20 protein-coding genes and 2 pseudogenes are annotated in these 23,763 nt (G+C 73.2%); 16 read left to right on the top strand and 6 right to left on the bottom strand.

Translation table 11 applies throughout. The features are described from left to right. Window positions 1-53 precede the first annotated feature (53 nt). From ACIGDI_RS05390 to mug, 7 genes are all read left to right on the top strand, one after another. Complete coding sequence (locus ACIGDI_RS05390) at window positions 54-479, top strand: GNAT family N-acetyltransferase (protein WP_399890823.1); 426 nt, start codon at window positions 54-56, stop codon at window positions 477-479. 187 nt (window positions 480-666) lie between these two features. Next, entirely contained in the window at window positions 667-2,013 is a 1,347-nt protein-coding gene (locus ACIGDI_RS05385; protein WP_399890820.1) for a hemolysin family protein, read from the top strand. Continuing rightward, window positions 2,010-3,023 (top strand): hemolysin family protein, encoded by a 1,014-nt coding sequence (locus ACIGDI_RS05380; RefSeq protein WP_399890818.1) that lies wholly within the window; start codon window positions 2,010-2,012, stop codon window positions 3,021-3,023. The genes ACIGDI_RS05385 and ACIGDI_RS05380 overlap by 4 nt, the downstream gene beginning before the upstream one ends. 65 nt (window positions 3,024-3,088) lie before the next feature. After that, window positions 3,089-3,862, top strand: coding sequence for an SGNH/GDSL hydrolase family protein (locus tag ACIGDI_RS05375; RefSeq protein WP_399890816.1), 774 nt, complete (start codon window positions 3,089-3,091; stop codon window positions 3,860-3,862). Between the two features lie 6 nt (window positions 3,863-3,868). Beyond that, entirely contained in the window at window positions 3,869-4,213 is a 345-nt protein-coding gene (locus ACIGDI_RS05370; RefSeq protein ID WP_399890813.1) for a DUF4326 domain-containing protein, read from the top strand. Between the two features lie 73 nt (window positions 4,214-4,286). After that, a complete protein-coding gene (gene purB / locus ACIGDI_RS05365; protein WP_200699214.1) occupies window positions 4,287-5,729 on the top strand; it encodes an adenylosuccinate lyase in 1,443 nt (480 codons plus the stop codon). Next, window positions 5,726-6,277: a G/U mismatch-specific DNA glycosylase gene (mug, locus tag ACIGDI_RS05360; RefSeq protein WP_399892929.1), complete on the top strand. Its 552-nt coding sequence runs from the start codon at window positions 5,726-5,728 to the stop codon at window positions 6,275-6,277. Before purB ends, mug begins: the two co-directional genes overlap by 4 nt. Window positions 6,278-6,311: 34 nt before the next feature. Here the strand turns inward: mug and ACIGDI_RS05355 are convergent, their stop codons facing one another. The 3 genes from ACIGDI_RS05355 to ACIGDI_RS05345 are packed head-to-tail and all read right to left on the bottom strand — an operon-like array spanning window position 6,312 to window position 8,406. Then, window positions 6,312-6,722: a hypothetical protein gene (locus tag ACIGDI_RS05355; protein WP_399890810.1), complete on the bottom strand. Its 411-nt coding sequence runs from the start codon at window positions 6,720-6,722 to the stop codon at window positions 6,312-6,314. Window positions 6,723-6,763: 41 nt separating this feature from the next. Then, window positions 6,764-7,483, bottom strand: coding sequence for an ABC transporter permease (locus ACIGDI_RS05350; RefSeq protein ID WP_399890807.1), 720 nt, complete (start codon window positions 7,481-7,483; stop codon window positions 6,764-6,766). Window positions 7,484-7,485: 2 nt separating this feature from the next. Next, window positions 7,486-8,406 (bottom strand): ABC transporter ATP-binding protein, encoded by a 921-nt coding sequence (locus ACIGDI_RS05345; protein ID WP_399890804.1) that lies wholly within the window; start codon window positions 8,404-8,406, stop codon window positions 7,486-7,488. 108 nt (window positions 8,407-8,514) lie between these two features. Here ACIGDI_RS05345 and ACIGDI_RS05340 point away from each other — a divergent pair, with 108 nt between their 5' ends. The 3 genes from ACIGDI_RS05340 (at window position 8,515) to ACIGDI_RS05330 (ending at window position 11,592) form a co-directional block, all read left to right on the top strand. After that, window positions 8,515-9,669, top strand: coding sequence for a sensor histidine kinase (locus tag ACIGDI_RS05340; protein ID WP_399890801.1), 1,155 nt, complete (start codon window positions 8,515-8,517; stop codon window positions 9,667-9,669). Window positions 9,670-9,683: 14 nt separating this feature from the next. Next, window positions 9,684-10,346: a response regulator gene (locus ACIGDI_RS05335; protein ID WP_399890798.1), complete on the top strand. Its 663-nt coding sequence runs from the start codon at window positions 9,684-9,686 to the stop codon at window positions 10,344-10,346. Window positions 10,347-10,434: 88 nt separating this feature from the next. After that, window positions 10,435-11,592: an ROK family transcriptional regulator gene (locus ACIGDI_RS05330; RefSeq protein ID WP_390629661.1), complete on the top strand. Its 1,158-nt coding sequence runs from the start codon at window positions 10,435-10,437 to the stop codon at window positions 11,590-11,592. A 76-nt stretch (window positions 11,593-11,668) separates the two neighbouring features. On the opposite strand, the gene ACIGDI_RS05325 is transcribed toward ACIGDI_RS05330, so the two are convergent. Then, entirely contained in the window at window positions 11,669-12,430 is a 762-nt protein-coding gene (locus ACIGDI_RS05325) for a GntR family transcriptional regulator (protein WP_399890795.1), read from the bottom strand. Window positions 12,431-12,599: 169 nt separating this feature from the next. Then, window positions 12,600-13,484 carry an RNA polymerase sigma-70 factor gene (locus tag ACIGDI_RS05320; protein ID WP_399890792.1) on the bottom strand — a complete coding sequence of 295 codons (885 nt, stop codon included), beginning with the start codon at window positions 13,482-13,484 and terminating at the stop codon, window positions 12,600-12,602. Between the two features lie 112 nt (window positions 13,485-13,596). On the opposite strand from ACIGDI_RS05320, the gene ACIGDI_RS05315 reads away from it, so the two are divergent. Then, window positions 13,597-14,250, top strand: coding sequence for an NADPH-dependent F420 reductase (locus tag ACIGDI_RS05315; protein ID WP_399890789.1), 654 nt, complete (start codon window positions 13,597-13,599; stop codon window positions 14,248-14,250). A gap of 148 nt (window positions 14,251-14,398) precedes the next feature. Next, complete coding sequence (locus ACIGDI_RS05310; RefSeq protein WP_399890786.1) at window positions 14,399-15,229, top strand: alpha/beta fold hydrolase; 831 nt, start codon at window positions 14,399-14,401, stop codon at window positions 15,227-15,229. Window positions 15,230-15,322: 93 nt separating this feature from the next. On the opposite strand, the pseudogene ACIGDI_RS05305 reads toward ACIGDI_RS05310, so the two are convergent. Further along, window positions 15,323-16,111, bottom strand: a pseudogene (locus ACIGDI_RS05305) (DMT family transporter); the annotation flags it as partial. Between the two features lie 47 nt (window positions 16,112-16,158). Between ACIGDI_RS05305 and ACIGDI_RS05300 the strand changes: the two are divergent. The 4 genes and pseudogenes from ACIGDI_RS05300 to ACIGDI_RS05285 all read left to right on the top strand — a co-directional run bounded on the left by ACIGDI_RS05300 (window position 16,159) and on the right by ACIGDI_RS05285 (window position 23,656). Beyond that, window positions 16,159-17,634 (top strand): PLP-dependent aminotransferase family protein, encoded by a 1,476-nt coding sequence (locus tag ACIGDI_RS05300; RefSeq protein ID WP_399890783.1) that lies wholly within the window; start codon window positions 16,159-16,161, stop codon window positions 17,632-17,634. A gap of 242 nt (window positions 17,635-17,876) precedes the next feature. After that, on the top strand, window positions 17,877-19,460 hold the full coding sequence (locus ACIGDI_RS05295; RefSeq protein WP_399890780.1) for an alkaline phosphatase D family protein: 1,584 nt from the start codon (window positions 17,877-17,879) through the stop codon (window positions 19,458-19,460). 141 nt (window positions 19,461-19,601) lie between these two features. Next, a pseudogene (locus ACIGDI_RS05290) lies at window positions 19,602-21,005 on the top strand (SWIM zinc finger family protein). After that, on the top strand, window positions 21,002-23,656 hold the full coding sequence (locus tag ACIGDI_RS05285) for a DUF6493 family protein (RefSeq protein ID WP_399890777.1): 2,655 nt from the start codon (window positions 21,002-21,004) through the stop codon (window positions 23,654-23,656). The pseudogene ACIGDI_RS05290 and the gene ACIGDI_RS05285 overlap by 4 nt, the downstream one beginning before the upstream one ends. Window positions 23,657-23,763 lie beyond the last annotated feature (107 nt).

Raw genomic sequence — 23,763 nt, 5'->3', positions numbered from 1 at the left:
TCCGGATGCTGGAATTCCGGGCCGGCGGCGGCCGTGGCTGGTGGGATCGGTCCATGACCGAACTGCGGACACGAACCGCCACCCCCGCCGACCTCGACGCCGTCCTGGCCTTCTGGAAGACGGCCGCCGAGGGGACGAGCATCAGCGACGACCGCGCGGGCGTGGAACGGCTGGTCGAGCGGGACCCCGAGGCGCTGATCCTGGCCGAGCGGGACGGCGAGCTCGTCGGCACGGTGATCGCCGGCTTCGACGGCTGGCGCTGCCATCTCTACCGGCTCGCCGTGCACCCCGAGCGGCGCCGCCAGGGGATCGGCTCGGCGCTGCTGGCCGCGGCCGAGAAGCGGTTCGTACGACTGGGCGGGCGGCGCGGGGACGCGATGGTGCTGGTCCGCAACGAGACCGCGCAGCACGCGTGGCGGGCGGCCGGGTACGCGCCCGAGGAGCACTGGCGGCGCTGGGTGAAGCCGTTCACCGACTGACCCCCGAGCCGGCACTTTGCTCATCCTTTACTATTGGGGGAACGTTCGGTCCTGCCTTTGCGGACCACCCGTTCCTCCATGAAAGGTGTGAGCGTCCATCCATGGGCGAGCCCCCCAGTAGCACGCGTGGTGCCCGACATCGAGCGGTCCTCCCCGCCCTGCCCGACGATGGGACGGAGGTGACCCGATGACCGAAGTGCTCCTCCTGCTGGTGGCGATCCTGCTCTCGCTCGCCTGTGGTGCCTTCGTCGCGGCCGAGTTCTCGCTGACCACCGTCGAGCGCGGCGAGCTGGAACGGGCCGCGGAGCGCGGCGAGCGGGGCGCCGCGGGCGCCCTGAAGGCCGTACGCAACCTGACCTTCCAGCTGTCCGGCGCCCAGCTCGGCATCACCGTCACCAACCTGGTCGTCGGCATGCTCGCCGAACCGTCGATCGCGAAGCTGATCGCGGGCCCGCTCGAGGCGCTCGGCCTCTCCGGGTCCACAGCGCATTCGCTGGCACTGGTGCTCGGTACGGCGCTGTCGACCGTCTTCCTGATGGTCGTCGGCGAGCTCGTCCCGAAGAACTGGGCGATCTCCTCGCCGCTGGCCCTGGCCAAGCGGGTGGGCAACCCGCAGCGATGGTTCAGCGCGGCCTTCCGGCCCTTCATCACCCACCTCAACAACACCGCGAACCGCGCGGTGCGCCGCCTGGGCCTGGAACCCACCGAGGAGCTCGACTCGGCCCGCAGCCCCAAGGAGCTCGCGGCGTTGGCCCGGCACTCCGCCAGGAAGGGCGCGCTGGAGGCGGACACCGCCGAGCTGTTCGTGAGGACCCTGAACCTCGCCGACCTGACCGCGGAGAACGTGATGACCCCGCGCGTGCAGGTCATCGCCCTCGAAGCCCACGCCACCTGCGAGGACGTGGCCAACGCGACGCGGGCTACCGGCCTGTCCCGCTTCCCCGTCTACCGTTCGACCCTCGACTCGGTCGTGGGCACCGTCCACATCAAGGACGTGCTCGCGATACCGGCCGACCGGCGCACGCGCGTGCCGGTCTCCGAGGTGATGCGCGAACCGCTCCTGGTCCCCGAGTCCCTCACCGTGGACCGGCTCCTGGACCGGCTCTCCGGCGGGCGCACCATGGCCGTCGTCATCGACGAGTACGGCGGCACCGCGGGCGTCGCCACCCTGGAGGACATCGTCGAGGAGGTCGTCGGCGAGGTACGCGACGAGCACGACCCGCACGAGACACCCGACCTGGCCCCGGCCGGCACCGATGAGGAGGGCCACGCCCTGTACTCCGCCGACGGCTCGGCCCGCATCGACCAGCTCGCCCGCGTCGGACTGCGGGCCCCCGAGGGGCCGTACGAGACGCTGGCCGGCCTGGTCGCGGCCGAGCTCGGCCGGATCCCGGCCGTCGGCGACACCGTCCAGGTCAACGGCTGGCGGCTGGACGTGGTGGACGCCTCCGGGCGCCGGGCCGCACGGGTGCTGCTGCACGCCCCGTTCGACGACCACGCGGACGCCGCGAGGCACGAGGAGGGGGCGCGATGACCGCCGTACAGCTGCTGATCGGTCTCGCGACCCTGGTCGTCAACGCCTTCTTCGTCGGCGCCGAGTTCGCGCTGATCTCCGTACGCCGGTCGCAGATCGAGCCGTACGCCGAGGAGGGCGACCGGCGGGCCAAGAGCGTGCTGTGGGGTCTGGAGCACGTGTCCGCGCTGATGGCGGCGGCACAGCTCGGCATCACGCTGTGCACCCTGGTCCTCGGCGTGGTCGCGGAACCCGCGATCGCCCATCTGCTGGAGCCGGTCTTCCACGCCGTGGGCGTGCCGGAGGGCGCGGGCCACGTGGTGTCCTTCGTGATCGCCCTGACCCTGGCCACCTATCTGCACATGCTGCTCGGCGAGATGGTGCCCAAGAACATCGCACTCGCCGAGCCGGTGCGCAGCGCCCTGCTGCTCGGGCCGCCGCTGGTGGCCCTGTCCCGGGCCCTGCGGCCGGTGATCTACGCGATCAACGCCTTCGCCAACGCCGTGCTGAAGCTGCTGCGGGTGGAGACCAGGGACGAGGTCGCGGCCACCTTCTCCGACGCCGAACTGATCCGCATCGTACGGGACTCCGGTGAGGCGGGCCTGCTCGACGACCGGGCGCAGGAACGGCTGCGGGACGCCCTGGAACTGGGCCGCCGACCCGTGCGCGACGTCGTCCTGCCGCTGGAGCGCGTCGTCTACGCGCGCGTGGGCGTCACGCCCGAGGAACTGGAGCGGCTGTCGGCCGAGAGCGGCTTCTCCCGGTTCCCCGTGGTGGACGAGAACCGCCGGATCGTCGGCTACCTGCACGTGAAGGACGCGCTGGACGCCTCGCCACGGGACGTGCCGTTCCGGGTGCGGGACATGCGGCCCATCGCGCGCGTACGGGCGGGCACACCGCTGGACGACGTGCTCACCGCGATGCGCCGCAGCCGTACCCACCTGGCGGCCGTCCTCGGCGACGACGGACGGCTGGCGGGCCTGGTGACCATGGAGGACGTGCTCAGGGAGCTGTTCGGGCAACGGACCTGAGCCCACGGGACGATGGGAGGCCGACCGACCGACGGGTATGGAGGCGGGTTACCATTTCCGTCGCCATGCAGACGAACCCCACTCACACCAGCCTGGTCGCGGTCGGCGACTCCTTCACCGAGGGCATGTCGGACCTGCTGCCCGACGGCTCCTACCGCGGCTGGGCCGACCTGCTCGCGGGCCGGATGGCCGCCGTCACGCCCGGTTTCCGGTACGCCAACCTCGCGGTGCGCGGCAAGCTGATCGGTCAGATCGTCGCGGAGCAGGTCGACGTGGCCGCGGCGATGCGGCCCGACGTGATCACGCTGGTGGGCGGGCTGAACGACACCCTGCGACCCAAGTGCGACATGGGACGGGTGCGGAGCCTGCTCACCGAGGCCGTGGAACGGCTGGCCCCCTCCTGCAAGCAACTGGTGCTGATGCGCAGCCCGGGCCGCCAGGGGCCGGTCCTGGAACGGTTCCGGCCGCGCATGGAGGAGCTGTTCGCCACGGTCGAGGAGCTGGCGGCACGGCACGACGCGCTCGTCGTCGACCTGTACGGGGCGCCCTCGCTGAGCGACCCCCGCCTGTGGGACGTCGACCGGCTGCACCTGACGGCCGAGGGGCACCGCAGGGTCGCGGAGGCGGTCTGGCAGGCCCTCGGCTACGACCCCGAGGACACCGAGTGGCACACGCCGATGCCGGCCACCGTGCCGCCCGGCTGGGTCGCCCGCCGCATCGCGGACGCCCGGTTCGCCCGCCGGCACCTGCTGCCCTGGATAGGCCGGCGGCTGACCGGACGCTCGTCGGGCGACGGACGCCCCGCGAAGCGCCCCGACCTCCTCCCCTACGAGCGGTAGGCCGCGGTGCGCACGCGCGTGGTCAACGTCAGGGGCCGCCTCCACGAGTACGGCCCCCGGCTCGAGCACGCGCCCGCCGACCTCGTCTACGTCGGCCGCCGCTGGACCATGGGCGGCTGGGACCTGCCGAAGCACCCGCTGTACAACCCCTTCGCCTACGACACCCCCAAGCGCCGTCGGGACGGGACGCGGGAGGAGGTCATGGCCATGTACCGGGCGTATCTGCTGGAGCGGCCCGAACTGCTGGAGCTGGTGCCGCCGTTGCGCGGCCGGACGCTGGCCTGCTGGTGCGCGCCCGAGCTCTGCCACGCGGACGTGCTGGCCGAGCTCGCCGACACACAGGTGCCGTGACGGGCGTCTCGTAGCATCCGACGAACAGGGCCCTGGCGCTGGCCTGCACGAATCGCCAGTAGAATCCGTCTACGTGACTTCCGCTCCCGCCAAGCCCCGCATCCCGAACGTCCTCGCCGGACGCTACGCCTCCGCCGAGCTCGCCACGCTCTGGTCGCCCGAGCAGAAGGTGAAGCTGGAGCGGCAGCTCTGGCTCGCCGTGCTGCGGGCCCAGAAGGACCTCGGGATCGAGGTGCCGGACGCGGCGATCGCCGACTACGAGCGTGTCCTGGACACCGTCGACCTGGCCTCGATCGCGGAGCGCGAGAAGGTCACGCGGCACGACGTCAAGGCCCGGATCGAGGAGTTCAACGACCTCGCCGGCCATGAGCACGTGCACAAGGGCATGACCTCCCGCGACCTGACGGAGAACGTCGAGCAGCTGCAGATCCGGCTGTCGCTGGAGCTGATGCGCGACCGTACGGTGGCCGTCCTCGCCCGCCTGGGCAAGCTGGCCGGCGAGTACGGCGAGCTGGTCATGGCCGGCCGCTCTCACAATGTGGCCGCGCAGGCCACGACGCTGGGCAAGCGGTTCGCGACGGCCGCCGACGAGCTGCTGGTGGCCTACGGCCGGGTCGAGGAACTGCTGGGCCGCTACCCGCTGCGCGGCATCAAGGGCCCCGTCGGCACGGCGCAGGACATGCTGGACCTGCTCGGCGGGGACGCCGCCAAGTTGGCGGACCTGGAGGGGCGGATCGCCGCGCACCTCGGCTTCGCGCAGGCCTTCACCTCGGTCGGCCAGGTCTACCCGCGCTCGCTGGACTACGAGGTCGTGACCGCGCTGGTGCAGCTCGCCGCGGCGCCGTCCTCGCTCGCGAAGACGATCCGGCTGATGGCCGGGCACGAGCTGGTGACCGAGGGCTTCAAGCCGGGCCAGGTCGGCTCCTCGGCGATGCCGCACAAGATGAACACCCGCTCCTGCGAGCGCGTCAACGGCCTGATGGTGATCCTGCGCGGCTACGCGTCGATGACCGGCGAGCTGGCGGGCGACCAGTGGAACGAGGGCGACGTCTCGTGCTCGGTGGTGCGCCGGGTGGCGCTGCCCGACGCGTTCTTCGCCCTGGACGGACTGCTGGAGACCTTCCTCACCGTGCTCGACGAGTTCGGCGCCTTCCCGGCCGTCGTGGCCCGTGAGCTGGACCGCTACCTGCCGTTCCTGGCCACGACCAAGGTACTCATGGGCGCCGTCCGCGCGGGCGTGGGCCGTGAGCTCGCGCACGAGGCCATCAAGGAGAACGCCGTCGCCTCCGCGCTGGCGATGCGCGAGCAGGGTGCCGAGCGCAACGAACTGCTGGACAAGCTGGCGGCCGACGAGCGCATCCCGCTCGACCGCGCCCAGCTGGACGCGCTGATGGCCGACAAGCTGTCCTTCACCGGCGCCGCCGCCGACCAGGTCGCCGCGGTGGTCGGCCGCGTCGAGGAGATCGTCAAGCAGCACCCGGAGGCAGCGGGCTACACGCCGGGGGCGATCCTCTGACCCGCTTCACCCCGGCGGAACTGGAGGCCGCCCGCGACCGTCTCGTCCCGGACGTGGTCGCGGACGGCCTCTCCGTGCTCTTCTGCGGTATCAACCCGGGGCTGATGTCGGCGGCGACGGGTCACCACTTCGCCCGGCCCGGCAACCGCTTCTGGCCGGTGCTGCACCTGTCCGGGTTCACGCCGCGTCTGCTGAAGCCGTCGGAGCAACGGGAGTTGCTGTCCTACGGGCTCGGCATCACGAACGTCGTGGCACGGGCCACCGCTCGGGCCGACGAGCTCGACGCGGAGGAGTACCAGGAGGGCGGGCGGCAGCTGGCGCTGAAGGTGGCCCGGCTCAAGCCCCGGTGGCTGGCCGTGGTGGGGGTAACCGCCTACCGGGCCGCCTTCGACGACCGCAAGGCCCGGGTGGGGCCGCAGGAGCGGGTGATCGGGGAGACGCGGGTATGGGTGCTGCCCAACCCGAGCGGCCTGAACGCGCATTGGACGGCGCAGACGATGGCGGAGGAGTTCGCGCGGCTCAGGTCGGCGGCGGTCGAGAGTTCGTGACGGTCGAGGTCGGCGGCTCATGGTTTTCGGTGCGTCAGGGCGGCGCGGCCTCGGTGACCACGGCCACGAGCTGGACCTCGTCCGTGACGTCCCGGTCGGCGACGGCGACGGCGACCCAGCGGGCGGTGTCCGGCACCTCCCAGAGGTAGGCCACGTCGGCGCGTGCGCTGAGGGAGGCCCACGGCTCGGGTATCTCCTCCTCCGCCGTGCGCAGCAGGACCGTCTGCAGGTTGAAGGGCTCCCTCTCGCCCCAGCGCGACGCCAAGCGGTCGTACATGGCGTCCCGGTACTTCCGGTACTGCTCCGCCGTCACCGCCCGCTCCGCGAGGTCGCCGCCCCGAAGGCCGTGGCTGACCTCCAACTCGGCCTCGTGATCACCGCGTCCCGCCGGAAAGGGGCGGAAGCACAGCTCATCGACGAGAGCGATGTAGTGCGCGATGTCCATACGGTCCAGTAAAGCGGGCGCCACTGACAATTGGTGAGGTGTCAGGCGTCCCGCCGGCGCACGCTCCACGCCCCCGCCGCCAGCGCGGCCGCCGTCCACAGCGCCGTCACCGCGAGGCCCGTCCACGGGCCGAACGGTCCGTCCCAGGTCCGGTGGAGGACCACTTGGCCCGCCCGGTCCGGCAGCAGGTCGGCGACGGAGTTGGACATGTCGCCGATGACGAAGGAGACGATGAGCAGGAACGGAATCAGCAGGCTCAACGTGGCGACGCCACTGCGCAGCACGGCGGTCAGTCCGGCCGCGAGCAGGGCCATCAGCGTCAGATAGAGCCCGCAGCCGACGACGCCCCGAACCTCCTCGCCCCAGGTCAGATCCGCCCTCTCCCCCACAACGGCCTTGCCCACGGCCAGGCTCACCCCGCCCGTCAGCAGACCCACCGCCAGCACGGGTACGCCCACCGCGACCGCCTTCGCCGCGAACCACCGCCCCCGGTGAGGAACCGCGGCGAGGGTCGCCCGCAGCGCGCCGCCCCGGAACTCGGCGGCAACGGCCGTCGTGCCGAACGCGATCGCCGCGATCTGCCCGAAGCCGACCCCGAAGAACACGGAGAAGAGCGGGTCGAAGTCCGGGCCGTCGCTGTCGGCTCCGGCCAGGGCGGAGAACAGGGCGGTCGAGAGCAGCACCGCGCACAGGCCGCCCACGAGGGACCGCAGCGTGCGGATCTTGAGCAACTCCGAACGGAGAACAGGCGTGAACTCCATGATCAGGCCTCCTGGGACGGTGCGGTGAACTCGGCCTCGCCACCGGTGAGATCGAAATAGGCCTGCTCCAGGGTGCCCTCCTCCGTGGCGAGTTCGAGAAGGGGGACGCCGGCGGCGGAGGCGAGGCGCCCGATGTCGTCCACGCGTGCGTGGTCCACGATCCAGTGCCCGGCCTCGTGCCGCACGGCCTCGTGACCGTGCCGGGCGAGCACGCCCGTGAGCGCGGTGGCGTCGCTCGTTCTGATCCGGACCCGTGGGCACACGCGCGTGTCGATGAACTCCCGCATCGGGGTGTCGGCCAGCAGGCGGCCGCGGCCCAGGACGACGAGGTGGTCGGCGAAGGAGGCGGTCTCGTTCATGAGGTGGCTGGAGACCAGTACCGTGCGGCCCTCCGCCGCGAGCCGGCGCAGCAACGCCCGGATCCAGACGATGCCTTCGGGGTCGAGGCCGTTGGAGGGCTCGTCGAGCATGACCACCTCGGGGTCGCCGAGCAGGGCGGCGGCGATGCCGAGCCGTTGCCGCATCCCGAGCGAGTACGTCCGCACCCGGCGCCGGGCGACGGCGGCGATGCCCGTCTCCTCCAGCACCTCGTCGACCCGCCGGCCGGGGATCCGGTTGCTCGTGGCCAGGGTGCGCAGATGGTCCCTTCCGGTGCGGGAGCCGTGCGCGGCCTGGGCGTCGAGGAGGGCGCCGACGTGGCGCAGGGGTTCGCGCAGGCCGGCGTAGGGGCGGCCGCCGATGGTGACGGTGCCGGAGGTGGGCCGGTCCAGGCCGAGCACGAGCCGCATGGTGGTGGACTTGCCGGCGCCGTTGGGGCCGAGGAAGCCGGTGACACGGCCGGGACGGACGCTGAAGGTGAGGTCGTCCACGGCCCGCCGGGTGCCGTACTCCTTGGTGAGGTTCTGGACGTCGATGCTGGTCATGGCAGCAGCGTGGCCGGTGGGGCGGGGTGGCGGCCTCCCCCGCCGGTGGAGATCGTCTCCCCCGCGCGGGGGAGGTCCGTTGTCGGTGGCGGCTGGCACGATGACGAAATGGCCCGCTTTCTGCGCCCGTTGCTCCGGGGGACGACCTACACACGGCTGCTGCACCTGTGGGTGCCGATGCTGTTCGTCAGCGTGTGGATGTTCATCGGCCCGTCATGGCCGTGGGTGCCGGCGCTGCTGCTGGCTCCGGTCGGGCTGATCCCGGCCGTGCGCACGGGTGAGGGCGTGCAGGCCCGCTGGATGCTGACGCCCGGGGAACCGGACGCGGGCTTCTCGATGGCGCCGTCGACGACCTGGCGCGACCGGCTGCGCACCACGGTCTGGCTCGAAGTGCGCCTTGTGCTGGGCGCGTTGGCGGCGTTCGCCTGCGTCTGGCTGCCCGTCACGTGCTACGGGCTGGTCCGGGCCGCCCTCGGCGATCCCGGCGGCGAGGTGCCGGTCCTGCGGGACATACCGGGGCACTGGGCCTGGGCGCTCGCCGCCCCGCTGCCCCTGCTCGCGCTGTACGGCGTCGTCGTCGGCCTCGGCAGGCTGGCGACGGCCGTCGCCCGTGCCCTCCTCGGGCCGTCCGCCGCCGAGCGCCTCGCCGCTCTGGAGGAGCGCACCGACCAGCTTCTGGAGCGCACCCGGATCGCCCGTGAGCTGCACGACTCCATCGGTCACGCGCTGACCGTGGCCGTGGTGCAGGCGGGCGCCGCCCGTGCGGCCGGTGATCCCGCCTTCACGGACCGGGCGCTGGCCGCCATCGAGGAGACCGGCCGGGCCGCCCTGGAGGACCTGGAGCGCGTGCTCGGCGTGCTGCGCGAGTCCGGGCGCCCGGTCGGCAGCCGGCCCACGCTCACCGACGCCGACCGGCTGCTGGAGTCCGCCCGCGCCTCCGGGGCCAAGATCGACGCGGATGTCTCGGGCCCGTTGGAGTCGGTCCCCGGCCCGGTCTCCCGCGAGGGCTACCGCATCCTTCAGGAGGCCCTGACGAACGTCCTGCGGCACGCGGGAGCCGTCCCGGTGCGCGTCGGCGTCGACGTCGCGGACGGGCGGCTGGTGCTGGAGGTGCGCAATCCGCTGACCGGCGACACGGCCGGGGCCGGCGGGGGCAGCGGACTGCGCGGCATACGCGAGCGTGCGGCCCTGCTGGGTGGCCGCGCGCGGACCGGCCCCGCCGACGGCGAGTGGCAGGTGCATGTGGAGCTGCCGGTGAGTTGATCTACGCTGGCCGGATGCCGGTGACCGTTCTCCTCGTCGACGACGAGCCCCTCGTACGCGCGGGGCTGCGTGCCGTGCTGGAGGCGCAGTCCGACATCGAGGTCGTCGGGGAGGCGGCCGACGGCGCGGCGGTGATCCCGCTGGTGCGGCAGCTGCGTCCGGACGTCGTCGCCATGGACGTGCGCATGCCGCTCCTGGACGGCATCGAGGCCACGCGCGCGGTGCTGCGGACGGTCCAGGACCCGCCGAAGATCCTGGTGGTGACGACGTTCGAGAACGACGAGTACGTCTACGAGGCGCTGCGGGCCGGAGCGGACGGCTTCCTGCTGAAGCGGGCGCGGCCGGCCGAGATCGTGCAGGCGGTACGGCTGGTCGCCGAGGGCGAGTCGCTGCTGTTCCCGGCGTCCGTCCGGCGGCTGGCCGCAGAGTTCGGGGACGGGGGCGGGAACCGGGCGGCCCGGGAGGCGCTGGAGCGGGCACAGCTGACGGAGCGGGAGGGCGAGGTGCTGCGGCTGATGGCCCGCGGGCTGTCGAACGCGGAGATCGCCGCCCGGCTGGTCGTCGGCACGGAGACGGTGAAGTCGCACGTCAGCTCCGTGCTGGCGAAGCTGGGCGCCCGGGATCGCACGCAGGCCGTGATCGCCGCGTACGAGTCGGGGTTCGTGACGCCGGGGTGATCCGCCGCCCGGGCGGCCCGGCACTCGCCGGTGTCCGCCGCTGCGAGTACGATCCGGCCAACACGCGCACGAGCTGGGAGGACGGACGTTGGGGCGGCTGACCGGCGGGGATCCCTCGCTGCTGCGAAGGATCAACTCCGCGGTGGTACTGCACGCGTTGCGCGCCACGGACGCGGCGACGCTGACGGAGATCACCCGGGTGACCGGACTGTCCCGGCCGACGGTCGAGGGCGTCGTGGAAGGGCTCATCGAGGCGGGATACGTCGTCGAGAAGGCCCCGGACGAGAGTGTCGTACGACGTCAGGGGCGGCCCGCGCGGCGGTTCAGGTTCCGGGCCGAGGCAGGGCATCTGCTGGGTCTGGACATCGGCTCGCACCGGGTCGCCGCGCTGCTTGCAGACCTGGACGGGCGGGTGCTGGGCGCGGTCGCCAAGGACGTCGACGAGTCGGCGTCCGCCGACGAGCGGCTGGAGCGGCTGCGCACGGCGGTGGCCGAGCTGCTGCGCCGGGCCGGGGTCGCCCGTGACTCGCTGCGCGCCGTGGGCGTGGCCTCGCCGGGCGTCGTCGAGGCCGACGGCACCGTACGACTGTGCGCCGCGCTCCCCGAGTGGACGGGGCTGCGTCTCGGCGAACGCCTGAGCCGGTCCTTCAAGTGCCCGGTGCTGGTCGAGAACGACGCCAACGCCGCTGCGGTCGCCGAGCACTGGAAGGGCGCGGCGACCGAGTCCGACGACGTCGTGTTCGTGCTGGCCGGGCTGAGCCCTGGTGCCGGGTCGCTGATCGGCGGGCGGCTGCATCGCGGGTACGGCGGGGCGGCGGGCGAGATCGGCGCGCTGCATCTGCTGGGCCGCGAGGTGACGCCCGAGACCCTGCTGTCCACCACGGACGAGCCCTTGCACCCGTTGGACGAACAGGCCGTCGCCGAGGTCTTCGCGCAGGCCCGGAAGGGCGACCAGCGGGCCCGCGCGGCCGTCGAGCGCTTCATCCAGCGTCTCGTGCACGACGTCGCCGCCCTGGCCCTCGCCCTGGACCCGGAACTCGTCGTCGTCGGCGGCTGGGCCACCGGCCTGGACGGCGTACTGGAGCCGCTGCGCCGCGAGTTGGCCCGCTACTGCCTGCGCCCGCCGAAGGTCACGCTGTCCCTCCTGGGCGAGGCCGCGGTCGCGACCGGCGCGCTGCGCCTGGCCCTCGACCACGTGGAGGAACAACTCTTCGCGGTGGAGGGCACGGTGACGGCACGCCGCTGAACGGATCACCTGGCCGGTGAAACGGCTGCGCCCCGGGTGAGTTCCGGGGCGCACGATCCCTGTGGTGGTACGAGGGTCAGGAGGCCCGGCGCTCGGGGTCCTGGTGGATCTCCACGCCACCCGAGTCGCCGAAGGTCAGCCGGCAGGTGTCGGCGCGGTAGGTGGCGACGGACAGCGCGGCCGTGCGGCCGTCGGCGAGGAAGCGAGTGGTGACGACCAGGACGGGAGCGCCGGGAAGACGGTCCAGCTCCTTGGCGTCGTCCGCACGGGCCGAGCCCAGCTCGACGGCGCTCTCCTGGCCCTCCAGCTCGAGTCGCTGCAGCTCGCGCAGGACCGCACGCGCGCGTGCCGGTCCCGACGGGGCGTCTATGGCGGACAGCTCCGGTACCGAGGAGGCCGGGACGTAGAGCAGCTCCGCCGCGACGGGCTGGCCGTGCGACACCCGGGAGCGCCGCACGGTGTACACGGCCTCCTCCCGGCCGGTCTCCAGCACGGCGGCGACTGCCGCGGGCGGGGCTGCGACCGCGCAGTCCACGGCCTGCCAGACGTCGTTGCCCGCGCCCGGCCAGGCGTGCTGCTCGGTGCCGACGGCGACGCCCACGCGCGGGGGCGCAACAGTGGTGCCGACCCCGCGGCGGCGCTGCAGTCGGCCTTCCAGTTCGAGCTGCTCCAGCGCCTGGCGGAGCGTGGCACGGGCGACGCCGAAACGGGCGGCGAGATCGCGCTCGTTGGGAAGGATCTCGCCCACGGAGAATTCGGACTCCAGTGCCTCACTGAGCACTGTCTTGAGATGCCAGTACTTCGGTTCCGGCACCGTTTCCAGCTGCGTGGTCCCCACCCTGTCCTCCGCAATCGCCGTGGTCCGGCGGCGTTTTAGCGCCCTTGTTTATTAAAGGTTGTTGCACTTATCTGCGACCATAGGGCGGCCCCCACCCTTGGTCAAGACCAATCCTCGATCCCATAGCGAACGCAGAGAGCGGTTGCGAAGTACGGACAGAAAACGCTGTCTATGTGATCGGCAGCGACAGCAGCTTGTCAGGGTTGCGGATGATGTAGACCGACTGGATCCGGCCGTCGAAGACGTCCAATTGGAAGACGCTGTCGGGCCTCCCCGCGGACAGGACGACGAGAGCCGGCCCGCCGTTGAGCTCCATGAAGCGGAAGGACGGGTCCGGCAGGCCCTTTGCGGCGGCGCCGATGACGAACCGGCCCACCTTGTCGGCGGTCTCCAGCACGCGCAGCGGCGCCCGCGACTTGCCGCCGCTGTCGCCCACGAGACGTACGTCGGGCGCCAGCAGCGCCATCAGCCCCTCCAGGTCGCCCTCCCCGGCGGCGGCCAGGAAGCGCTCGGTGAGCTCGCGGCGTCGGCCGGGGTCGACCTCGTAGCGCGGCCTGCGCTCCTCGACATGCCTGCGGGCCCGCCCGGCGAGCTGCCGCACCGCGGCCTCGCCCCGGTCGAGCATGGAGGCGATCTCCGCGTACGGATAGCCGAAGGCCTCCCGCAGGACGAACACCGCCCGCTCCAGGGGTGACAGCGACTCCAGGACGACCAGAACGGCCAGGGACACGGAGTCGGCGAGGACGGCCTTCTCGGCGGTGTCGGGGACGGTGTCTCCGAAGTCGGTCGCGTACGGCTCGGGCAGCCACGGGCCGACGTACGCCTCGTTGCGCGCCTTGACCTGGCGCAGCCGGTCGATGGCGAGGCGGGTGGTGACGCGCACCAGGTAGGCGCGCGGTTCACGGACGTCGCCGCGGTCCGCGCCGGACCAGCGGAGCCAGGCCTCCTGGACGACGTCCTCCGCGTCGGCCACCCGCCCGAGCATGCGGTAGGCGACTCCCAGCAGGACGGGGCGGTGATCTTCGAAGACGTCGGTGGCGGTGTCGGTGGTCACGTCGTCCATCCCACGCGACGTGTGGGGACATGTCCAGGAGAAATCGGCGTGCGCGGAGCAGAATGGCGTGGGGGCCGCCGGTGGTCGGCGGACCGGAGTGGCGGAGGTTGCGATGCGGTACGCGGTTCTGGGCACGGGCGAGGTGGGCCGGACGCTGGCCGGGAAGCTGGTCGACCTGGGCCACGAGGTGACGCTGGGTTCTCGCAGCAAGGACAATCCGACCGCCCTGGAGTGGGCGCGGGATGCCGGAGCGGGCGCCCGGTCGGGCACGTTCGAGGAGGCGGCCTCGTCGGCCGAGGTGGTCTTCGTCGCCGTGGGCGGACGGGTGGCGCTGTCGGCGCTGGAGGCGGCCGGGGCGGCGAACCTCGACGGCAAGGTCGTCATCGACGTCAGCAATCCCCTGGCGTTCGAGGACGGGCAGCTGCGGCTGGACCCCGTCGAGTCGGACAGCGTGGGTGAGCAGATCCAGCGGGCGTTCCCGCACGCGCGCGTGGTGAAGTCCCTCAACACCGTCAACTGCAAGGTGATGGTGGAACCGACCCTGGTACCGGGCGAACACCAGATCTTCGTGTGCGGCGAGGACGCGGCGGCCAAGGAGCAGGTCACCGCCCTGCTCGGGGAGTTCGGATGGCCGTCGCACCGGGTGCTGGACCTGGGCGGCATCCGGTCGGCTCGCGCCGTGGAGATGGCGCTGCCGCTGTGGGTCGACCTGTTCCGGCACTTCGGGCACGGCGAGTTCAACATGGAGATCCGCAGCGCGCGTTGAGCGGGGCACGAGGCACCGCGCGTTGAGCGGGGCACGGAACGGGGTACGGCCGCGAGGTCGCGTGAACTGGGGGCTACCCGTCGGTAGCAATTGCTGACAAGCTGTCTACCCGGCGTCCGTCAGTGAGCCCCAGACGAGGAGCACCCCCATGTCCGCCACCGTCTCCTTCAAGGTCCCCTCTCCACGCGGCCCGCAGCCCGTGACCGTCTCCTACGCGCGCGTGGGCAGCGGCGCACCGCTGCTCCTGCTGCACGGCATCGGTCACCACCGGCAGGCCTGGGACCCGGTGGTGGACATCCTCGCCACCGAGCGCGAGGTGATCACCGTGGATCTCCCCGGGTTCGGCGCCTCCCCGGGGCTCCCGGACGGCCTGGCCTACGACCTGGCCACCACGACCGCCGTGTTCGGCGCGTTCTGCGAAGCTCTGGAGCTCGACCGGCCGCATGTGGCGGGCAACTCCCTCGGCGGGCTGCTGGCCCTGGAGCTGGCCCGCGAGAAGCTCGTCCGGTCGGTCACCGCGCTGTCGCCGGCCGGCTTCTGGTCCGAGGCCGAGCGGCGTTACGCCTTCGGCGTGCTGCTCACCATGCGCCGCATCGCGCAGCGCCTGCCGCTTCCGCTGGTGCAGCGGCTGTCCCGGTCGGCGGCCGGCCGGACGATGCTGACGAGCACCATCTACGCCCGCCCCGGCCGCCGTTCACCCGACGCCGTGGTCGCCGAGACGCTGGCCCTCGCCCGGGCCACGGGGTTCGACGCGACGCTCCGCGCCGGTACCGCCGTGCAGTTCACCGACGACATCCCCGATCTGCCGGTCACCGTGGCCTGGGGCACCAGGGACATGCTGCTCGTGCGCCGTCAGGGAGTGCGCGCCAAGCAGATCATTCCGCGGGCCCGTCTGGTGCGGCTGCCCGGCTGCGGGCACTGCCCGATGAACGACGACCCGGCGCTGGTGGCCCGCGTCATCCTCGACGGCAGCCGCTGACCCGGCCGGCCGCCGGCTCAACGCGCCGGAGCCGAGGGCGACTCCGGCGCCCACCAGGGCGCTGCCGACGGCCTGGGCGGGCCCGTAGGAGCCCGTTCCGACGAGCGGGGCGGTGCAGGCGGCGGCGACCGGGATGAGGCCGGAGAACAGCGTCGCGCGCTCGGCACCGATCCGCTGCATGCCGACGTACCAGCACACGAAGCCGACGACGGTGACCACCGCCGCCTGCCACAGCAGCGCGGCGGCCTCGGCGCCGTCGGGGCGGCGCAGCCACGCCGCGCCGTCCAGAAGCAGGCCGGTGACGGCCGACTCGACGGCCGCGACGCCGCACACCGTGGCGGACAGCAGCCGGGGCCCCAGCGGCCGCAGCACGGGGACGGCGAGGACGGCGAAGCCCACCTCACCGGCCAGCGCGCAGGCGGAGAAGGCGATCCCGGTGCCGTCCGTACGGCCCCACCCCTGGACCGTGAACGCGCCGACCGCGACGAGCGAGGCCCCGTACAGCACGGTGCGCCGGGGTTCGCGCCCCTCCAGGAGCGGCACCGCGACGGCCACGACGACCGGGGCGCAGCCGACGAAGACGCCGGGGACCGCCGGTTCCGCGGTGCGCTCGGCGGCGAGCACGGCCAGGTTGAAGCCGACCATGCCCACCGCGGCCAGGGCGGCGAGCCGGCCCCACTGACGGAGCCCGAGCATGCGCAACCGGGCCGCCGAGCCGCGGCCGGCGAGCGGGATCAGCAGCAGGCAGGCCAGTCCGTAGCGCAGGAACTGGCCTCCGGCGTACGGGTACTGGCCCAGGACGCTGTTGGCGGTGAAGGAACCTCCGACGAGGACGGCGGCGAGCGCGGCGAGCAGTGCTCCACGGGCGGCGGTGGCGTTCATGCCGGAGACGCTAGGTACGGCGGCGGCCCGGTTTAAGATCCATTTCCATGACGCCATCGGGGACCAATCCGGACGAGGCCGGTGCCGAGAAGCCGGCCGGAGGCACGGGCACGGACCACAGTGCCTCGCCCGCCTGGGAGCTGCTGCTGCCCGCCGTCTCCGCTCCCGCACGCACGCGTGGCCGTTCACTGCAGGCCGCGCTCCGGGAGGCGGTGCGCTCGGGGCGGCTGCCGCCGGGTACCAGGCTGCCGTCGAGCCGGGATCTCGCCGCCGACCTCGGCGTCTCGCGGGGGCTGGTCACCGGGGCGTACGAGCAGCTGACGGCCGAGGGGTATCTGCGCAGCGGGCGGGGCGCCGGCACCTGGGTGGGCGGCGCCGTGCGGGCGGCGCCGCCACGCGCGCGTGACCTCGCGCCGCGCTCCCCCGGCACCGAGGCCGACTTCGTGGCCGGGACGCCGGACCTGTCGCTGTTCCCGCGCGCCGCCTGGGCGGCCGCGCAGCGCGATGTGCTGGCCCGGCTGCCGCACGACGACCTCGGCTATCCCGACCCGCGCGGACTGCCCCGGCTGCGCACGGCGCTGGCCGAGCTGCTGACGCGGCGCCGGGGCGTGGTGGCCGACCCGGAACGCCTCGTGGTGGTCTCCGGGGTGGCGCAGGCGACGGCACTGCTCGGGTTCGTGCTGCACGCGCGCGGAGTGCGCGAGGTCGGCGTCGAGGATCCCGGGAGCCCTCAGCACGACGCGCTGTACGCCTCGGCGGGGGTCACCACCGTTCCGGTGCCGCTGGACGGGGAAGGACTGCGCATCGAAGCGCTGCGGGAGTCGGGGCTGCGGGCCGTGACGGCCACGCCGTCCCATCAGTTCCCCACCGGCATCGCCTACTCGGCGCGCCGCCGTGCCGAACTCCTCGACTGGGCGCGGTCCGTGGACGGACTGGTCCTGGAGGACGACTACGACGGCGACTTCCGCTACGACCGCGCCCCGGTGGGCGCCCTTCAGGGGCTCGACCCGGAGCACGTGGCCTACGCGGGCTCGGTCAGCAAGTCCCTCGCCCCGGGCCTGCGGCTCGGCTGGCTGCTCGTCCCGCGGTCGCTGTCCGAGGAGATCGTCGAACGCAAACGGACGATGGATCTCGGCCATCCCGCCCTGGACCAGGCGCTGTTCGCCCGCTTCGTGGAACGCGGCGACTACGACCGCCAGTTGCGCCGCTGCCAGCGTGCCTACCGGGAGCGGCGCGACACCCTCGTCGCCGCGCTGGCGGAGGACTTCCCGGGGGCGAAGCTGACCGGGATCGCCGCGGGCCTGCACGTCATCGCCGCCCTTCCCGCCCGGTACGGCCCCGAGGAGCGCTTCCTCGCGCGCGTGCGGGCCGCCGGGGTGGCCGTACGCCCGCTGAGCGCGTACACGCACGCGCGTGCCGAACACGGCGACGGCGACGACGGTGTGCGCCTGGTCCTCGGTTACGCGCATCTGTCACCCGGACGGATCCGGGCGGGTGTGCGCCTGATGGCGGCGGCCGTGTGAGCGGAGGGGCCGGGCACGACCGGACCCCTCCGGGCCGGGCACGACCGGGGGATCGCCCGGCCGTACGGCTCACATGTCCGCACGCCGGGTTGCTCCTCCCGGAGCCGGCGTTTCGTTCCTCGCGCGCGTCGGTCCACCCGCTCCCGCGGCCAGTTGTTCACTTGTGGTTTCCGTGTGCGCTGCGGCGCACCAGTAGTTGTGGCATCGCACACCGGCCGGATCCCGTCCCTGGAGGCGCATCCATGTCACACCGTCCGTTCCCCGGCCGCCGCAGCGTGCTGCGCGGCTCCCTCGCCGCGTCCGCGGCCCTGGCCCTGCCCACCGCCGTGTCCGCGGCACCGGCTTTCGCGCTCTCCGGTCGTCCCAGGGCGGACTGGGGTGTGCAGGCGGGTGACGTCACCCGGGACTCCGGTCTGGTGTGGGTGCGGTCGGACCGTCCCGCCCGGATGGTCGTCGAGACGTCGGCCACCGAGTCGTTCCGCCACCCGCGCAGATGGCAAGGGCCGCTGCTCGGCGCGGACTCGGACTTCACCGGCACGACCCGGCTGCACGGGCTCCCCGCGGGCGAGCAGATCCACTACCGCGTACTGCTCGCCGACCCGGACGACCCGCGCCGCACCGGCGAGCCGGTCACCGGCACGTTCCGCACGGCGCCCGCGAAGCGGCGCCAGGGTGTGCGGTTCGTGTGGTCCGGAGACCTGGCGGGCCAGGGCTGGGGCATCAACGAGTCGATCGGCGGCTACCGCATCTTCGACGCCATGGCGAAGGTCGACCCGGACTTCTTCCTGTGCAGCGGCGACAACATCTACGCCGACGGCGTCATCCCGGCGACGCAGGCACTGCCCGACGGCAGCGTCTACCGCAACCTCACCACCGAGGAGAAGTCGCACGTCGCGGTCACGCTGGACGACTTCCGCGGCAACTTCCGCTACAACCTGCTGGATCAGGCGCTGCGCCGCTTCAACGCCCAGGTGCCGAACATCGTCCAGTGGGACGACCACGAGGTCCGCAACAACTGGTACCCGGGTGAGGTCATCGGCACCGGCACCGCCTACCCGGCCGGCACCAGGCTCGACGACCTCGCCGTGCGCTCGCGGCGGGCCTTCTCCGAGTACTTCCCCATCTCCACGGTCAGCGGCCGCCCGGACGGCCGGATCTACCGCGTGGTCAACCACGGCCCGCTGCTGGACGTGTTCGTCCTCGACATGCGGACCTACCGCAACGCCAACTCGCCCGACGACCAGACCACCGACCCGCAGGGCATCCTCGGCGCCGAACAGCTGCGGTGGCTCAAGCGCGAGCTGTCCCGGTCGCGTGCCGTGTGGAAGGTGATCGCCGCGGACATGCCGCTCGGCCTGGTCGTGCCGGACCCGGTGGAGGGCAAGGCGAACTTCGAGGCCGTCGCCCAGGGCGACCCGGGCGCGCCGCTCGGCCGCGAGCTGCAGATCGCCGAACTGCTGCGGTTCGTCAAGCACCGCCGGATCACCGGCACGGTGTGGCTGACCGCCGACGTCCACCACACCTCGGCCCAGCACTACGACCCCTCGCGGGCCGCGTTCAAGGACTTCGAGCCGTTCTGGGAGTTCGTCTCCGGCCCGCTGAACGCCGGCGCCTTCCCCGCGAACGCGCTCGACGGCACCTTCGGCCCGGACCGGGTGTTCGTGAAGGCCCCGACCGCCGCGAACGTGTCGCCGGCCGAGGGCTACCAGTTCTTCGGCGAGGTCGACATCGACGGCGACAGCGGTGAGCTGACGGTGCGGCTGCGCGAGTACGACGGCACTGTGCTGTTCACGAAGACCCTGCGGCCGGGGCTGGTCGGCCAGTAACTGCCGTACCCTCTCAACAGGGCCGCGCACCGGCGTCATCCCCTGGCGCGCGGCCCTGTCCCGTAGCCGCCAACTCCCCTGCCGAGGGCTCGTTTTCACAGGTCAGGGCCGATTGTCAGTGGTCGCCTCTACGGTCTTTCCATGACGCGATCTTTGCAGGCCGTGGCCTATCGCCGACCCTCCGTGCTGGAGTCCTCGGCGGGCGGGCGACGCCTGGGACTCGAGACCTCACGGGGTGCGACGCCCACCGGCGCCGAGGACCATCCGCGCTTCTTCGCGGGCTTTCTGACGTCGCCCCAGGCGGCGTCCGCGGGGCTGCTGGCGGTGGCGGACGTGGCGGCCGCCCGGTACTACCAGCGGCAGCTGCCCGCCTAGCTGGACCCGGTGGTGACGGGCAACGGCGACCGGCTGCGCTTCGAGTCGTTCTCGGGCTGCGGCGGGGTCTACGCCCGCCTCGACGTGCTGGCGGCGGGCCTCGACGGCGACGAGGTCGGGCACGGCACGACGAACGTCGACGTCAACAACCCGCTGCGCGAGGCCCTTTCCCGTATCGGTTCCGACGACCCGCTTCATCTCCGGGTCGGCCCCGAGGAACTGGCGGTGACCACGCTGGACGGGCCGGTCGTCGAGAAGAAGGTGCCGCTGCCCGACCGCTGGCTGCGCGGGTTCGCGGAGGCGCAGGTCATCGCGGCCGGCTTCGACCTGCGGGCCGAGCTCTCCGCCGCCGAGGCCGTCCGGTTCCTCCGCATCCTGCCCCGCGGGGGTGGGCGGGGCGCCACGACCGGGCCGCGGTGGGTGGTGCCGGCCGGCCGTGGACTGCGGCCGACCACCCGGGCGGTGCCGGGCGCGGTGTGCCTGCCCGGCCCGGAGCGGCTGGTCGCGCTGCAGCGCGTGCTGCGGCACGCGACCGCCCTGCGGGTCTACGGGCCCGCGGCCACCGGCAGCGCCTCCACTGCCTGCGCCTGGGAGGCCGTGCTGCCGGGGATGCGGCTCACGCTCACCCTGTCGCCCGACGCCTCGCGGGGCTTCTCCGGCGAGGGCGGCGTGCTGGACGCGCTGGCCACGGACGAGGCCGCCGAGGACGCGGAGCTGGTCTCCGTGCTGCTCGCCTGGGAACCCCGCATCGACATCGCCGACCTCGCCGCCTCCTGCGGCCTCACGGCCGAGCGGGTGCGGGCGGCCCTGGTGCGCCTGGGCACCTCGGGCCGCGTCGGGTACGACACCGCGGAGGCGGCCTACTTCCACCGTGAACTCCCCTACGACGCCGAGCGCGTGGAGCGCCACAACCCCCGGCTGCGCTCGGCCCGGGCGCTGGTGGCCGCGGGCGCCGTCGCGCTGGAGGGCGCCCTGGGGACGGTCACGGCCGAGGACGGCCATGTGCACCGGGTGCGCGACGAGTCGGGGGTGCTCAGCTGCAGCTGCCAGTGGTGGGCGAGGTACCGGGGTGGACGCGGGCCGTGCAAGCACGCGCTGGCGGTGCGGATGGTGCGGCGGGGTGCCGTGGCACAGCAGGAGACGGTTCGAGTCGACGGGGGTGCGCGATGAGCGCGTTGATGGAAGCGGTACGGGCCGGCCGGACGGCCGAGGTGGTCGGTCTGCTCGACGAGCTGACGGATGCCGAACGGCGTTCCGCTTTCCCGGAGTTGAAGGCCCTGCGCAAGGAGCTCAGAGCAGCCCCCTGGGACGCGGCGTCCCGTCGCGCGTATCCGGCGCTGTATGCGGCCGGGGTGGCCTGTCAGACGGGTGCGGCAGCCGTCGCGTCCTGGATCGCCGCCGCCGACATGCGCTGGTCGGGGACGTCCGCGGCCCTGCTGCTGCGGCTGCTCGGCGACCGTTCCCCGGAGTGGCTGGCCGATCTGACGCACCGGCTCGCCCAGCGCCCGGCCGCCTCCGGGGTGCCGTACGAACTGATGTCGGGGCTGGTACGGCTGTCGGGCTGCCCGGTGCCGACCACGGACGCGTACGTGCGGGGCTGGATGGGGCACGTGGGCTGGGCCTGGCAGCGCGGGGGCACGCTGCTCGACCGCATGCGCCAGGATCCGCATCTCGAAGAGCTCGTGGCGGCGCTGTTCGAGACGAACGACATCGGCGGCCTGCTCGAATGGCCGCGGGGCGACGGGCCGGACAGCTGGACGGGTGCGCTGTCGGGGCTGGCCGCAGAGAGGCTCGTGGAGCGCGAGGTGATGATCGACGCGTGCGTGGCCCGTCTGCTGCGGGGCGGTACCACCACCGAACAGCGTTTCTTCCTGCGGTTGTTGAAGGGCCTGGACCTGACCGGGGACGAGGAACGGCAGCGGAGGGCCGACTGGCTGGCGCTGGCCTGCGACGCGGTCTCCCCCGTGGCCGCGCACGCCCAGGCGGTGCTGTCCGCCCTGGCCCTCGACGGCGAACTGAGCAGCCGACGGTTGGCGGAGATGTCGTCCGCTGTGCTCTTCCGCACCGAGAAGAAGCTGGTGCGCGCCCAGCTCGTGCTGCTCGGCAAGGTCCTCGCCCGCGACGCCGGCGCGGCCGACGAGCTGCTGCCCGTGGTCGCCCGCGCCTTCGGCCACGAGGACTCGGACGTGCAGGAGCGGGCGCTGAAGCTGGTGGAGCGGCACCTGAAGAAGGCGGACGGCACCGAGGTGCGCGGGGAGATCGCGGCGGAGGCCGAGAACTTGATCCCGGGTCTGCGCGTCCGCGCGGTCCGGCTCCTGGGCACCGCGGCCGCCTCGGTGGACCCCGAACCGTACGAGGAGGTGCTCCCGCCCGTCCCGCTGCCCACGCGCCTCGAACCCGCTCCGGTGTCCGCGGCCGAGGTCGCCGAGGAGGTGGGGGCGGCTATGGAGACCGAGCCCGGTGTGGCCGGGTTCGAGAGGGTGCTGGACGGTCTGGTGCGCCACGTCCACCACGACCGGGAGGCCCTGGTGGAGGCGCTCGGGCCGGTGCTCGCCCGGCGCTGGTGGAACGACGCCGACAGCGGTCTGCGGTACCAGAGCCGGTTCAGCAGGAGCGACTTCTCCGTCTCGGACGCGGAGGACGGCCTCGACCTCCTCCTGGCCACCCTCCTCGGAAAGGTGGAGCTCGGAACACTGCACGCGGTCGTCCAGCACGGTTCCACGCCCCGCGAGTGCGGGCACAGCGCCCTGAGCCGGGCCTTCGCCGCCCGGCTGTGGGAGGTCGCGTACCGCCTGCGGACGGACCCACTGCCCTTCCTGCTGTCGACCCCGACCTGGAGCACGGGCCTGCTGGAGCCGGACGAGTTGGTGGACCGGCTGGCCGAGTACCGGCGGCTGGGCGCGCGGGTGTCGGCGGCGGACTTCGCGCAGGCGCTGCTGCGAGTGCGGCGCGCGGACCGGCCGGCGGCCGGGCGGGCCGCCGAGCGCGCCGCGGCCCTCGGCACGAGGGAGGGCGCACGGCTCGCCGGCTGGCTGGGCGCACCGGACGACGCGCAGCCGGTGACCCGGCGCCGGATCTCGGGCAGCCGCATCCTGCTGGAGTGCGATGAACTGCCTCAGTTGCAGCGGGACTTCCCGGAGGAGTACCGGCATCTGGGCCGGCCGGTGGGGGTCTTCACCGACCGCTGGTACTGCCACCACTGGAACGACGACGCACGTCAGCACTGGCTGGCCGTGCTGCCCGAGCGGCGGGAGCTCGTCGCCGTACGCCTGCTGCGGGACCTGTCGGCCCTGGCCGTGGACGACGACCGGGGTGCCGCCGTCCTGCCGCAGCTCGCCGAGTCCGGCGGCGAGGCCGGCGAGGCCGTGCACCTGGGCCTGGCCTACGGGCTCGGTGCCCGGCATGCGGAGGACCGGCTCGCCGCCGTGGACGCGCTGTTGACGCTGGCGGCACGCGGTCAGCTCGACCCGGCGCGGCTCGGCGCGGACCTCGGGCAGCTGGTCCGGCGCGGCGCGGTCAAGCCGCTGCGGCTCGCGGAGTCGGCCCGGACCTCGGCGGCCACGGGCGCCGACGCCACCGTCTGGGAGACGCTCCGGCACACGCTGCCCCTCCTGCTCGCCGAGTTCGCGACGGGCGGCGCGGGAGCGTCGGCCCGGGGGCTCGGGGAACTGCTCGCCGTGGCCGCGGAGTCCGCCGAACGTTGTGGGGCCCGGGGTGAGATACCGCACCTCGCGCAGACCGCGGACCGGCGCGGCTCGTCCCGGATCGTGGCGCAGGCTCGGCGGTTGCGCACCGCGCTGACATGGGAGATCGCCGCATGAGCGGAAAACCGCACGCTTCAATCGTATAGAAATCAACAAAAGGAACATAAGCACGCTTTACCGATCAGTCACAAACCGTTCGTGATCACGCAACACGTTTCCTTCAC

This window comes from Streptomyces sp. NPDC085900 (genome assembly GCF_044540925.1).
GTDB lineage: Bacteria > Actinomycetota > Actinomycetes > Streptomycetales > Streptomycetaceae > Streptomyces > Streptomyces gilvifuscus.
This window is presented reverse-complemented; position numbering and strand designations above follow the sequence as displayed.